Here is a 13,849-nt window from a genome sequence, read left to right on the forward strand (position 1 = left end):
GAATTTTTTAAGTAATCGGCCTATTAGTACCGGTCAGCTCCACACGTCTTTAGTCCGTGCTTCCACATCCGGCCTATCAACCCAGTGATCTACTGGGAGCCTCACCCCCACAAGGGGGATAGAAATCTCATCTCGAAGCCGGCTTCCCGCTTAGATGCTTTCAGCGGTTATCCATCCCGAACGTAGCCAATCAGCAATGCACTTGGCAGCACAACTGACACACCAGAGGTTCGTCCAACCCGGTCCTCTCGTACTAGGGTCAGATCTTCTCAAATTTCTTCACGCGCGCAGCGGATAGGGACCGAACTGTCTCACGACGTTCTAAACCCAGCTCGCGTACCGCTTTAATGGGCGAACAGCCCAACCCTTGGGACCTACTCCAGCCCCAGGATGCGACGAGCCGACATCGAGGTGCCAAACCATGCCGTCGATATGGACTCTTGGGCAAGATCAGCCTGTTATCCCCGAGGTACCTTTTATCCGTTGAGCGACAGCGCTTCCACAAGCCACTGCCGGATCACTAGTCCCGACTTTCGTCCCTGCTCGACCTGTCAGTCTCACAGTCAAGCTCCCTTGTGCACTTACACTCAAAACCTGATTACCAACCAGGCTGAGGGAACCTTTGGGCGCCTCCGTTACTTTTTAGGAGGCAACCGCCCCAGTTAAACTACCCATCAGGCACTGTCCCTGAACCCGATTAGGGCCCGAAGTTAGATATTCACTATGACCAGAGTGGTATTTCACTTGTCGACTCCACACACACTAGCGTGCATGCTTCACAGTCTCCCACCTATCCTACACAAGCCACACCGAACACCAATACCAAACTATAGTAAAGGTCACGGGGTCTTTCCGTCCTGCTGCGCGTAACGAGCATCTTTACTCGTAATGCAATTTCGCCGAGTTCATGGTTGAGACAGCTGGGAAGTCGTTACGCCATTCGTGCAGGTCGGAACTTACCCGACAAGGAATTTCGCTACCTTAGGATGGTTATAGTTACCACCGCCGTTTACTGGGGCTTAAATTCACAGCGTCGAACCCAAAAGATTCTAACCGTTCCTCTTAACCTTCCAGCACCGGGCAGGCGTCAGTCCGTATACATCGACTTGCGTCTTCGCACGGACCTGTGTTTTTAGTAAACAGTCGCTTCCCACTGGTCTCTGCGGCCCTACCACGCTTCCCCCAGCAAGTGGGTTCACGTGTCAGGCCCCCCTTCTCCCGAAGTTACGGGGGCATTTTGCCGAGTTCCTTAACCATGATTCTCTCGATCTCCTTAGTATTCTCTACCTGACCACCTGAGTCGGTTTCGGGTACGGGCGGTTCAAACCTCACGTCGATGCTTTTCTTGGCAGCAGAGGATCACTGACTTCATCACTTAAGACTCCCCATCAGATCTCAGACACTTAAGAGCGGCGGATTTACCTACCACTCGTCCTACATCCTTAGCCCGGGACAACCATCGCCCGGGATCAGCTACCTTCCTGCGTCACACCTGTTAATACGCTAAACGCACTAGATAAGGGGTCGAGCGTTATCCCCACACCCACACCACCCCGAAAGGTGACACAGTATGTGGTCTTAGGACTCTTAGCACTACTAGATTGTTTCGGACGGTTTTTCACCGGTACGGGAATATCAACCCGTTATCCATCGACTACGCCTGTCGGCCTCGCCTTAGGTCCCGACTTACCCAGGGCAGATTAGCTTGACCCTGGAACCCTTAGTCTTTCGGAGGACGGGTTTCTCACCCGTCTTTCGCTACTCATGCCTGCATTCTCACTCGTGTAGTCTCCACGGCTGGGTCACCCCGCCGCTTCACAGCCCACACGACGCTCTCCTACCCATCCACACGGCTGGACCACGAAGGCCTACCCATGTATGAATGCCACAAATTCGGTGGTGTGCTTAAGCCCCGTTACATTGTCGGCGCAGAACCACTTGACCAGTGAGCTATTACGCACTCTTTCAAGGGTGGCTGCTTCTAAGCCAACCTCCTGGTTGTCTAAGCAGCTCCACATCCTTTTCCACTTAGCACACGCTTAGGGACCTTATTTGGTGATCTGGGTTGTTTCCCTCTCGACTATGAAGCTTATCCCCCACAGTCTCACTGCTACGCTCTCACTTACCGGCATTCGGAGTTTGGCTGACGTCAGTAACCCGGTAAGGCCCATCGGCCATCCAGTAGCTCTACCTCCGGCAAGAAACACGTAACGCTGCACCTAAATGCATTTCGGAGAGAACCAGCTATCACGAAGTTTGATTGGCCTTTCACCCCTATCCACAGCTCATCCCCTCAGTTTTCAACCTAAGTGGGTTCGGCCCTCCACGACGTCTTACCGTCGCTTCAGCCTGGCCATGGATAGATCACTTCGCTTCGGGTCTAGAACACGCAACTCAATCGCCCTATTCAGACTCGCTTTCGCTACGGCTACCCCACACAGGTTAACCTCGCTACGTATCACTAACTCGCAGGCTCATTCTTCAAAAGGCACGCCGTCACACCAACAAGGGTGCTCCGACGGATTGTAAGCAAACGGTTTCAGGTACTATTTCACTCCCCTCCCGGGGTACTTTTCACCTTTCCCTCACGGTACTTGTTCACTATCGGTCATCTGGGAGTATTTAGGCTTATCAGGTGGTCCTGACAGATTCACACGGGATTTCTCGGGCCCCGCGCTACTTGGGATACACTCACACGCCAAGGAACACGCATTTCGGATACCGGACTCTCACCGTCTACGGTCGACCTTTCCAAGCCATTCTCCTATACGCTCCCTGTCACGCTAGAGATCCGGCAGAATCCCTCCAAGCGTCCCACAACCCCACACATGCAACCCCTGCCGGGTATCACACACACATGGTTTAGCCTCATCCATTTTCGCTCGCCACTACTCACGGAATCACATATTGTTTTCTCTTCCTGCGGGTACTGAGATGTTTCACTTCCCCGCGTTCCCTCTACCCGCTCTATACATTCAAGCGGGAGTCACCAGATACCCCGAAAGGTCCTGGCGGGGTTTCCCCATTCGGACATCCTCGGATCACAGTTCGTTTATCAACTCCCCGAGGCTTATCGCAGATTACTACGTCCTTCTTCGGCTCCAGATGCCCAGGCATCCACCGTTCGCTCTTAACAACTTAAAAAATCACATGAATAAAGAACCAAAAAACATGAAACTCACACCCATCACCACAAAAGCAACAAGCGCAAACCATGCTTTTCAGACCAATACAATCAAAAACATTGTTTAAGATCAAAAATTATTGTATGAACACACACAACACACCAGCCCTCAATACGCCACACCCCATCAACCCTCAAACAAGAGCCAACAAAACATAACCATCAAAAACAAAAATGATGTTGCGCGCATTCACGATGCTCGCGTCCACTGTGTAGTTCTCAAAATACGATCAACACCCCCCACCACACAAAACACACGTTCCATGTCACAAGAGGCCTGATACATGAAGATACCAAACCAAACCGGTCTAGTCCCTCAGGACCCAATAGTATGCACACACCCCCACTACCAAACACACACGCCACACTTTCCCCACCACGAACCCGAAGTTTCCCTCGAACCCATGACCGTACTCACATCACGCGCACACCCAATACCAGGATAACTGTTATATGTTCCACCCAGTGCCGGCAAGAACACACTCGGCTCTTCAACCAACACCATAAATATTCTCCTTAGAAAGGAGGTGATCCAGCCGCACCTTCCGGTACGGCTACCTTGTTACGACTTAGTCCTAATCACCAATCCCACCTTAGACAGCTCCCTCCCAAAGGGTTAGGCCACTGGCGTTGGGTGTTACCGACTTTCATGACTTGACGGGCGGTGTGTACAAGGCCCGGGAACGTATTCACCGCAGCGTTGCTGATCTGCGATTACTAGCGACTCCAACTTCATGAGGTCGAGTTGCAGACCTCAATCCGAACTGAGACCGACTTTTTGGGATTCGCTCCACTTCACAGTATCGCAACCCATTGTATCGGCCATTGTAGCATGCGTGAAGCCCAAGACATAAGGGGCATGATGATTTGACGTCATCCCCACCTTCCTCCGTGTTGACCACGGCAGTATCCCATGAGTTCCCACCATCACGTGCTGGCAACATAGGACGAGGGTTGCGCTCGTTGCCGGACTTAACCGAACATCTCACGACACGAGCTGACGACAACCATGCACCACCTGTATACCGACCTTGCGGGGCCACCATCTCTGGCAGTTTCCGGTATATGTCAAGCCTTGGTAAGGTTCTTCGCGTTGCATCGAATTAATCCGCATGCTCCGCCGCTTGTGCGGGCCCCCGTCAATTCCTTTGAGTTTTAGCCTTGCGGCCGTACTCCCCAGGCGGGGAACTTAATGCGTTAGCTACGACACAGAAACCGTGGAATGGCCCCTACATCTAGTTCCCAACGTTTACGGCATGGACTACCAGGGTATCTAATCCTGTTCGCTCCCCATGCTTTCGCTCCTCAGCGTCAGTTACGGCCCAGAGATCTGCCTTCGCCATCGGTGTTCCTCCTGATATCTGCGCATTCCACCGCTACACCAGGAATTCCAATCTCCCCTACCGCACTCTAGTCTGCCCGTACCCACTGCAGGCTGGAGGTTGAGCCTCCAGTTTTCACAGCAGACGCGACAAACCGCCTACGAGCTCTTTACGCCCAATAATTCCGGACAACGCTTGCACCCTACGTATTACCGCGGCTGCTGGCACGTAGTTAGCCGGTGCTTTTTCTGCAGGTACCGTCACTTTCGCTTCTTCCCTACCAAAAGAGGTTTACAACCCGAAGGCCGTCATCCCCCACGCGGCGTTGCTGCATCAGGCTTGCGCCCATTGTGCAATATTCCCCACTGCTGCCTCCCGTAGGAGTCTGGGCCGTGTCTCAGTCCCAGTGTGGCCGGTCACCCTCTCAGGCCGGCTACCCGTCGTCGCCTTGGTAAGCCACTACCTCACCAACAAGCTGATAGGCCGCGAGTCCATCCTCAACCAAAAAATCTTTCCACTCCCAGACCATGCGGCCAGAAGTCATATCCAGTATTAGACACCGTTTCCAGCGCTTATCCCAGAGTCAAGGGCAGGTTACTCACGTGTTACTCACCCGTTCGCCACTAATCCACTAGAGCAAGCTCCAGCTTCATCGTTCGACTTGCATGTGTTAAGCACGCCGCCAGCGTTCGTCCTGAGCCAGGATCAAACTCTCCGTAAATGCATAAAAAGCAACAACCCCACCACCCACACAAGTGAACAGCACAGCTGCGCTAAACATAAAACAACACCACACACCCCCACAACAGCGAAAGCATGCAGCATCACGAGTTCAAAACTGACACACAAATCAAAAACTGACTTGCATAATCAAATAAATAAACCAAAAAGTCCCCACAACACACACCACAACCAACCACAACGATCAGCCACAGCACATGCCACAGAAACCAAAAAATTGGCATATAACATTAGTGCACACTATTGAGTTCTCAAAGACCAGACACACCACAACCAACAAGCCACCACACAAGCAACCCACCAGAAACGGCACACACCCACCAACAAAACAACCCCCACACAAGAGAGCATCCCACTAGCAAGCAAGAACCCCGTACAAGCCACAACACAACATCACGACCCCGGGGTACTTCGAATACACTACGCCCAAACCCCACCCAACACAAATCCCCACCACCCACCCACCCACCACACACCCCAAAAACCCCCAAAAAACAACACAAAACCCACCACAAACACCACCACCACAAACACACCCCGGGCGTGTCGCACACCACCACACCACCAACAACACAACACCCCAAAACACCCCAAAACACGAACGGCAAGGACCAGCACCCAATCTCTCCTGAGACCCGGCCCACCGACGAAAGAGCGCCACACAAAACGCTAGGAAACTCGTGTGAATAAGGAACAATCACCCCGATATTACCTTGTCCAATTTTCACAAAATTGATATTTTTAATTTAGTTCAATAAACATATTGACATCCCCTCTCCCCCTGAAAGTCAATAAAAATCAACTAAATCCACACACTGGGTCTCAAAAATCAACTAACGAAAGAAACGAAATTAATGAGATTAAAACTAACCCCGTTGATCGCGATTACTGCACTTTCTCTGGTCGTCAGCGGATGCACGGGCACCCCCGATTCACCGGACAGCACCCCTTCTGCAACAGACCACGCAGATGAGTGGTCCTATGTCGGAGCCACCGGACCCGATCACTGGGGGAATATCCACGGCGAATGTGCAATCACACACGACAGCACCCAATCTCCCATTGATATAACAGAAGAAAACCTTGTTGCCGGCGACTCCCTCTCCGCTCCAATATTTAACTATTCACCCAGTTCTTTTCGTGTCGAAAACAACGGACACACTATTCAAGCTGCACCTCATGATCTGAAGCAAAACTCCATCACGCTAGACGGCGACACGTTTTACCTCCAGCAATTTCACCTGCACAATCCCGGAGAGCACACACTAGACGGTGTCCAACCGGATATGGAGCTACACCTGGTGCACACAAACGCTCAAAACAAAATAGCCGTTGTTGGAGTGATGCTCAACGGGGGTGCAGAAAATGCAGCTTTGGAAGAGTTGTTTACCACTATGCCCACAAGCACAACTTCCAAGGGTGACGAAATAGAGCTTGTTCACCCGATCGATCCCAACGATCTGCTCCCCAGCGACAGACGCATCGCCCGCTACACAGGGTCACTCACCACCCCTCCGTGCACCGAGGGAATCCTGTGGAACGTCTTTAAGGCCGCTGGCGAGGTATCAGCAGAACAAATCGATGCTTTTGCAGCGATTTTCCCCGATAACCATCGCCCGGTACAGCCACTCAACGACCGTCAGGTAACCAAAGTTGAGTAGGGAATAGAAGCCAGCACCAAAAGAGCCTTAGCGCTCATAGCCGGTACGGTAAGAACTCCCCGAAAAAGGCTCCTGCCCTGGTACGCAATAACAGGGCAGGAGCCTTGCTATAGAATTATCGGTTGCGTGTAAACATCATCGTTAACATACTCAGCAGATACCACATCAATCACAACAATCGATATGTTATCGCGTCCGCTATTAGCGAGTGCCTGGTCGAGAAGGGTATTTGCTACCTCTTCGGGAGACTGATCAGCACCGAGAAAGTGTTCAATTCCGTGATCGGTAAGTTCCTTGGTAAGTCCATCCGAACAAATCAAAAGGCGCTGCCCGGCAACAAGAGCAAGCTTTATGTAATCAGGAATGGGCGCTTCGTTAAATCCAACCGCTCTCGTAATCACGTTGCTGTGCGGATGGGTTTCAGCTTCATGTAGGCTGATTGCACCCGTGTCTATCAGGTGCTGCACAACCGAGTGGTCAGTAGTGATTTGACTGAGGGCACCCTCGAAGTACTGATAAACGCGAGAGTCACCAATATTAAAACAGTCCCAGACAAGCGAATTCTCGTGCGTGGCAAGCACTACCCCGGTAACGGTGGTACCCGTTCCGAGATCGCTGTCTCCCGCGTTTATCTCGATGTCTTCCACCGCCTGTTCCAAAGCGGAATTAATCTCGTCCCGTGTAACCGTGGTTGAACCAGAGAATTCGCCCAGCCGCCGCACAACCGCTGCACTAGCGATATCACCCGCCGAGTGTCCCCCCATGCCATCCGCAACAGCAAAAACCGGGGGTACAGTGACGTAGCTATCCTCGTTGATCTCACGTCGGTGTCCCACATCAGTCACCGCGCACCAACTGAGGGTTACCTCTCGGGGGTTAAGATCGGGCGCGTCTACCTGAAAGTTAGTCTGGCCGATGCCTACCTCGGTCATAGGGTTGTCTTTCGCACATCACGAGCTTAGTCGCTTATTGTACCTAAAATCACTTTTTCGCAGGGTGTTGTCCACAAGTTGCCTGCCAGAAGGGAGAAATCACCTCTGTGAAAAGGACTCTTATCGGAACGCTAAATATCCCTGATTAGGAACCCCCGTGAATCGCACCCGATCCGCGAGTATAGAGTGAGACCAACCTGGAGCGGGCACCGCTGCTGCGTTCCAGCGGGATTTATCAACAGAAATAATAATCAGCCAAATGAAAGGTAGCAAAGCGGCCAAAATGGTAAAACCCACCGGAGACTTCCCAAGTTTAAGATTGATCCGATAGTAGCTCATGACGACGAAGACGGCCAGCACCAGGCTTCCTCCAAACGGCACAAAGCCGATAAACCACCACCACGGATTAATATCACCCAACTTGAGCATGATCATGGTGTTATAGATAGGCACCCAGGCACGCCACTTTCCATCTACACCGGCCTTGGTGAAGAGAAGCGCCGTAAAGATCGCGGTGATTATGTAGAAGGCAAAAGCCAAAATCAGGATTACCAAGAAGAAGCTTGCAAATAATGCAAATATCCCCCAGGTTTCTGCTCTTGAGAACGTTGGAGAGTCGTAGAGAGTAAACACGGCATACCTTTCGTAAACATCACAGCGATAATAAAACAGATAGGTTAATAGAGTAGCCCGAAATATTCTAACCACGAAAAGAAAAAATCAACTTTACGCGCGACCAGAAAGCCAGAATCTCACTGTTCTCCGCTGGCCACAGAATTTTCGGAAGTATCTACTACTGTCGATGAGTAATGAATTGCAGGGTATAGGGGTCGAGCAGGGACACCTCATGTCCTACACCGTTCAAGCCCGCAATCAGATCCTGCGGCTGAGAAAAAACCTCACCTAATTGGACAATAGACCGAACGATTTCGCCCTTACCCCTCTTATTAAAGTGATTAAGCGCCCGGAGTGAGCCATCAGAACCCCGCGTAACCACTGTCAGGGACAACACACCATCCCGCCGTGGGAGGGGAGCTAAAGTAGTGTAACCTCCCGAACGCAGATCCAAAATCATGCCCTCCATATCATCAAAAACTTTGGCACTTTCAGCACGCCAAAGGTTTTTTAACGGGCGTCCACGCCCGAATACGGAAGAGTTATGGGATAGACGATAAGCGGGAATATGGTCATTTGCAGTGATGATTCCAAAAAGGGCGGATTGAATAAGCACGTGAGAGTCTAGAAATTGACGCTGTTGTGGACTCAGAGTAGAGACACCGATAGCGTCAAACAGAACACCCGTATAACGCTCAATGGCTGGCATCGTGGGAGAGGTCAGCAGGTCACGATTACGCTGCACCTCACTCCCCTGTTTGGGGCCAAGCTTGAGCACCCTCAAGCTTTCAGGATGGTCTTCTGCAAGAACAGTTACAGCTTCAAGAACCTGTTTTCGGAGGTGGGTTAGGCGGGGGAAGGAAAGCTCCTCAATAGAGAGCGAACTCGCCGTCCCCCCGCTCACCTTCGTTTCAGAGGGTGGCAGAATTATTTTCATTGATTACTCAAGACAGAATAAGAATTCAGCCGGTCATACAATATGTATAGGGATAGTTGCACTAGGCGCTAATCACGGCGCGCCCCGCAACAACCTGCACAATATTGCTATCAACAGACAGAAACCCGTCAGCCGCATCGACGGTCACCAGACTTCCGTCGGCAGCTGTCACCCGAACCTCTCCACTCGCCAAGATCGCAAGTATCGGTTCGTGACCGACAAGAATGCCGATCTCTCCCTCGACTGTCTTTGCAATGATCTGACGCGCTTCACCGGTCCATACCTCACGGTCTGCCGAGACAACGCTCACGGTCAGGAGCGATGACATGTTTATCCGTTCTCTTTCTGGATCTGAGCCCACTTTTCTTCAACATCGCTAATTCCACCGACGTTAAAGAAAGCCTGCTCAGCCACGTGGTCAAAGTCACCCTTAACAATCGCGTCAAAGGATTCGATGGTTTCCTTGAGGGGAACAGTTGATCCCTCAACACCCGTAAATTTCTTGGCCATGTAGGTGTTCTGTGAAAGGAACTGTTCGATACGGCGTGCGCGGGACACAACGATCTTGTCTTCTTCAGAAAGCTCATCCACACCAAGAATCGCGATGATTTCCTGAAGCTCCTTATTCTTCTGAAGAACCTGCTTCACAGACGTGGCAACACGGTAGTGATCTTCGCCTAGGTAGCGGGGGTCCATGATACGGCTCGAGGAGCTGAGCGGGTCAATAGCGGGATAGAGGCCTCTCGAGGCAATCTCACGAGAAAGCTCGGTGGTCGCGTCCAGGTGCGCAAACGTGGTTGCGGGGGCGGGGTCTGTGTAGTCATCCGCGGGGACATAAATCGCCTGCAGCGACGTAATGGAGTGACCCCGAGTTGAGGTAATGCGCTCCTGCAGAATTCCCATCTCGTCGGCCAGGTTAGGCTGGTAGCCCACGGCAGAGGGCATACGACCCAGCAGGGTTGATACCTCAGAACCGGCCTGCGTGAAACGGAAGATGTTATCGATAAATAGAAGCACGTCCTGCTTCTGAACGTCACGGAAATACTCGGCCATGGTGAGGGCGGAGAGAGCCACCCGCAGACGCGTTCCCGGAGGTTCGTCCATCTGGCCAAAGACAAGAGCTGTCTTGTCAAAAACGCCAGCCTCTTCCATCTCGTGAATCAGGTCGTTACCCTCACGGGTACGCTCACCCACACCGGCAAAAACCGATACACCACCATGATCCTGAGCCACGCGCTGAATCATTTCCTGAATCAGAACGGTTTTTCCCACTCCGGCTCCACCAAAAAGACCAATCTTTCCACCCTGTACGTAGGGGGTAAGGAGGTCGATGGACTTAATACCGGTTTCAAAAAGCTGAGTCTTGGACTCCAACTGGTCAAAGGCCGGAGGGCGGCGGTGAATTGGCCAGCGCTCAGTAACCTCAATCTGCTCACCGGGCTCAGCGTTGAGTACCTCACCAATAACGTTAAACACTTTGCCCTTGGTGACGTCTCCCACCGGCACCGAGATCGGCTCACCCGTGTCGCGGACCTCCTGGCCACGAACGAGCCCATCCGTGGGCTTTAGCGCGATGGCACGAACCAGGTCGTCACCCAGGTGCTGGGCAACCTCAAGAGTAATTTCAAACGGCTCGCTTCCGTCACCAAAGTTAACGGTGGTTTTGAGCGCGTTGTATACCTCAGGAATGGCATCGTGCGGGAACTCGATATCGACGACGGGGCCGGTCACACGGGCGATACGGCCCACAGCCTGGACCCTGGCCTCGGTCGCTTGATTAGCGGTTGCGGTCGGTGTCATAGCTTCTCTCTCTTTTCGCAGTGTCTGCTTAGTTGGCAAGCGCGTCAGCGCCGCCCACAATTTCTGAAATCTGTTGGGTAATCTCTGCCTGGCGGGCGTTGTTCGACAGGCGGGTGTAATCGCGAATCAATCCGTCAGCGTTATCGCTGGCAGCTTTCATCGCCTTCTGTGTCGCGGCGTGTTTTGAGGCAGCCGACTGAAGCATCGCGTTAAAAATACGTGATTCGATATAAACCGGCAAGAGCCGATCAAGCACCGTCTCTGCGTCCGGCTCAAACTCGTAGAGCGGTTCCACCACCGAGGGACTTGCTGCTTTTTCTTCAACAATAACCAGGGGCAACAAGCGCACGACCTCGGGAGTCTGCACCATCATGCTGACAAAGCGGTTGTAGACCAGGTGAATCTCGTCTACCCCGCCGCTATCCGCATCCCGGCGAAAGACGTCAAGCAGAGCATCACCGATCTCTTTGGCGGTGTCGAATACCGGGTTATCGGTGCCTCCCGTCCACACTCTCTCAGCAGCTCTCTGGCGAAAGGCAAAATATCCTTGAGCTTTTCGACCCACGAGGTAGTAAACAACCTCTTTGCCCTCTTCACGAAGAATTTGGCTGAGCTGTTCCGCCTCACGCAGCACGTTTGCGTTGAAGGCTCCGGCAAGACCACGATCAGACGAGAAGATAAGGACGGCTGCTCGTCCCACCTTTTCGGGTTCAGTGGTGAGCAGGTGATCAACATTTGAGTGCGATGCAACGGCCGAAACAGCGCGTGTAACCGCCAGCGCAAAGGGGGTTGATGACGCAACCCGCGCCTGCGCCTTCTGAATCCGTGAGGCCGCAATCAGTTCCATCGCACGCGTGATCTTCTTGGTCGTCTGCGCAGATTTAATCTTCTGCCGGTAGACCCGAAGTTGCGCTCCCATATCTCTCCTGTAGTTCTTATCTATTCACTTCTCACGCCCGTTGTGTGTTTGTTTGAGGCTCTGCTGCCCAACCCTACGGAGGACCACCAGAACCCTCACACAGTTAGCGCTTTTTGACGACGATCTTTTCCTGGTTAATGATTTCGGCCTCGTCCTCATCCTCGTTGGCATCCATGAGTGGCTTGCCGTCAAAAGTAGTGAACTCAAGCTTAAATTTGTCAATCGCTTCGTCCAGGGCGGCGACGGTATCATCGTCGAGAACGTTTGTCTCACGCAGCGTCGAGAGGATGCTGGTGTGGCGACCCAGGTGGTCAAGCAGCTCACGTTCGAAACGCAGGATGTCCTCAACCGGAACCTCGTCAAGCTTGCCGTTTGTTCCAGCCCAGATGGATACAACCTGATCTTCAACAGGATACGGGGAATATTGCGGCTGCTTCAGCAACTCGGTCAGACGAGCACCCCGAGCGAGCTGACGTCGGCTAGCGGCGTCAAGGTCGGAGGCAAACATCGCAAATGCTTCGAGTGAGCGGTACTGTGCCAGTTCAAGCTTCAGCGTTCCAGAAACCTTCTTGATCGATTTCACCTGAGCGTCTCCACCCACACGGGAAACCGAGATACCCACGTCAACAGCGGGACGCTGATTGGCGTTAAAGAGGTCGGATTGGAGGAAAATCTGGCCATCAGTGATCGAGATCACGTTGGTGGGAATATAGGCCGACACGTCGTTGGCTTTAGTCTCAATGATGGGAAGACCCGTCATCGATCCGGCACCTAGCTCATCGGAAAGCTTTGCACAGCGCTCCAGCAAGCGCGAGTGTAGGTAGAAAACATCGCCGGGGTATGCTTCACGGCCCGGCGGACGACGAAGAAGAAGCGATACCGCACGGTATGCCTCGGCCTGCTTCGAGAGGTCATCAAAGATGATAAGAACGTGTTTACCGTCGTACATCCAGTGCTGTCCAATAGCTGATCCGGTGTAGGGGGCGAGGTATTTAAAGCCGGCAGGATCAGATGCGGGCGATGCCACAATGGTGGTGTACTCCATCGCGCCAGCGTCCTCAAGGGCACCCTTCACCGCGGCGATTGTGGAACCCTTTTGACCGATTGCGACATAGATGCATCGAACCTGCTTGGTGGTGTCTCCCGACTCCCAGTTCGCCTTCTGGTTGATGATGGTGTCGATCGCGATTGCGGTTTTACCGGTCTGACGGTCACCAATAATAAGCTGACGCTGCCCACGGCCAACCGGGATCATAGCGTCAATAGCTTTGATACCGGTTTGCATGGGTTCGTGCACCGATTTACGAGCCATCACACCGGGAGCCTGAAGCTCCAGGGCACGACGACCGGTGGCGGCGATTTCTCCGAGCCCATCAATCGGGTTTCCGAGCGGATCAACAACGCGACCGAGGTACCCCTCGCCCACGGGAACGGAAAGAACCTCACCCGTGCGGGTGACCTCTTGTCCCTCTTCGATGCCGGTGAACTCACCCAGAATAACAACACCGATTTGGGTCTCATCCAGGTTCTGTGCAAGCCCGAGGGTACCGTCGGCAAAACGAACCAGCTCATTCGCCATAACGCCGGGGAGCCCTTCAACGTGGGCGATGCCATCGGCGGCGTCAACAACGTACCCGATCTCGGTCGTGGATGCTTTGCCGGGCTCGTAGGATGCCGCAAAGTCTTTCAGCGCGTCGCGGATCTCATCCGGGCTGATCGATAGTTCTGCCATTTGGTT

8 protein-coding genes and 2 rRNA genes are annotated in these 13,849 nt (G+C 52.8%); 1 reads left to right on the plus strand and 9 read right to left on the minus strand.

Translation table 11 applies throughout. The features are described from left to right. Positions 1-3: 3 nt before the first annotated feature. Together FrondiHNR_RS09035 and FrondiHNR_RS09040 are read right to left on the minus strand one after the other, a co-directional pair. Positions 4-3,144, minus strand: a 23S ribosomal RNA gene (locus FrondiHNR_RS09035). Positions 3,145-3,704: 560 nt separating this feature from the next. Beyond that, positions 3,705-5,227 (minus strand): 16S ribosomal RNA (locus FrondiHNR_RS09040). Together the 16S and 23S rRNA genes form the textbook arrangement of a ribosomal RNA operon. Before the next feature lie 874 nt (positions 5,228-6,101). On the opposite strand from FrondiHNR_RS09040, the gene FrondiHNR_RS09045 reads away from it, so the two are divergent. Continuing rightward, the gene (locus tag FrondiHNR_RS09045; protein WP_279352446.1) at positions 6,102-6,908 is read left to right on the plus strand and encodes a carbonic anhydrase family protein; all 807 of its coding nucleotides are present in this window, start codon (positions 6,102-6,104) and stop codon (positions 6,906-6,908) included. Positions 6,909-7,015: 107 nt separating this feature from the next. Here FrondiHNR_RS09045 and FrondiHNR_RS09050 read toward each other — a convergent pair whose 3' ends face one another. The 7 genes from FrondiHNR_RS09050 to atpA form a co-directional block, all read right to left on the minus strand. Continuing rightward, on the minus strand, positions 7,016-7,840 hold the full coding sequence (locus tag FrondiHNR_RS09050; protein ID WP_279352447.1) for a protein phosphatase 2C domain-containing protein: 825 nt from the start codon (positions 7,838-7,840) through the stop codon (positions 7,016-7,018). 120 nt (positions 7,841-7,960) lie between these two features. Beyond that, on the minus strand, positions 7,961-8,473 hold the full coding sequence (locus FrondiHNR_RS09055) for a DUF5684 domain-containing protein (protein ID WP_279352448.1): 513 nt from the start codon (positions 8,471-8,473) through the stop codon (positions 7,961-7,963). 160 nt (positions 8,474-8,633) lie between these two features. Next, positions 8,634-9,392, minus strand: coding sequence for a peroxide stress protein YaaA (yaaA, locus tag FrondiHNR_RS09060; RefSeq protein ID WP_279352449.1), 759 nt, complete (start codon positions 9,390-9,392; stop codon positions 8,634-8,636). A gap of 61 nt (positions 9,393-9,453) precedes the next feature. After that, positions 9,454-9,720, minus strand: coding sequence for a F0F1 ATP synthase subunit epsilon (locus FrondiHNR_RS09065; RefSeq protein ID WP_279352450.1), 267 nt, complete (start codon positions 9,718-9,720; stop codon positions 9,454-9,456). Between the two features lie 2 nt (positions 9,721-9,722). Then, entirely contained in the window at positions 9,723-11,192 is a 1,470-nt protein-coding gene (gene atpD / locus FrondiHNR_RS09070) for a F0F1 ATP synthase subunit beta (RefSeq protein ID WP_279352451.1), read from the minus strand. A 28-nt stretch (positions 11,193-11,220) separates the two neighbouring features. Further along, positions 11,221-12,111, minus strand: a complete 891-nt coding sequence (locus tag FrondiHNR_RS09075) for a F0F1 ATP synthase subunit gamma (RefSeq protein WP_279352452.1) — start codon at positions 12,109-12,111, stop codon at positions 11,221-11,223. Positions 12,112-12,214: 103 nt separating this feature from the next. Next, positions 12,215-13,843, minus strand: coding sequence for a F0F1 ATP synthase subunit alpha (gene atpA, locus FrondiHNR_RS09080; RefSeq protein WP_279352453.1), 1,629 nt, complete (start codon positions 13,841-13,843; stop codon positions 12,215-12,217). Positions 13,844-13,849 lie beyond the last annotated feature (6 nt).

It is taken from the genome of Lysinibacter sp. HNR, assembly GCF_029760935.1.
Classification (GTDB): domain Bacteria; phylum Actinomycetota; class Actinomycetes; order Actinomycetales; family Microbacteriaceae; genus HNR.

Coding starts and splice junctions, on each gene's coding strand:
- FrondiHNR_RS09050 (WP_279352447.1), bottom strand. CDS start 7,840: ATGACCGAGGTAGGCATCGGCCAGACTAACTTTCAGGTAGACGCGCCC.
- yaaA (WP_279352449.1), bottom strand. CDS start 9,392: ATGAAAATAATTCTGCCACCCTCTGAAACGAAGGTGAGCGGGGGGACG.
- FrondiHNR_RS09065 (WP_279352450.1), bottom strand. CDS start 9,720: ATGTCATCGCTCCTGACCGTGAGCGTTGTCTCGGCAGACCGTGAGGTA.
- atpD (WP_279352451.1), bottom strand. CDS start 11,192: ATGACACCGACCGCAACCGCTAATCAAGCGACCGAGGCCAGGGTCCAG.
- FrondiHNR_RS09045 (WP_279352446.1), top strand. CDS start 6,102: ATGAGATTAAAACTAACCCCGTTGATCGCGATTACTGCACTTTCTCTG.
- FrondiHNR_RS09075 (WP_279352452.1), bottom strand. CDS start 12,111: ATGGGAGCGCAACTTCGGGTCTACCGGCAGAAGATTAAATCTGCGCAG.
- atpA (WP_279352453.1), bottom strand. CDS start 13,843: ATGGCAGAACTATCGATCAGCCCGGATGAGATCCGCGACGCGCTGAAA.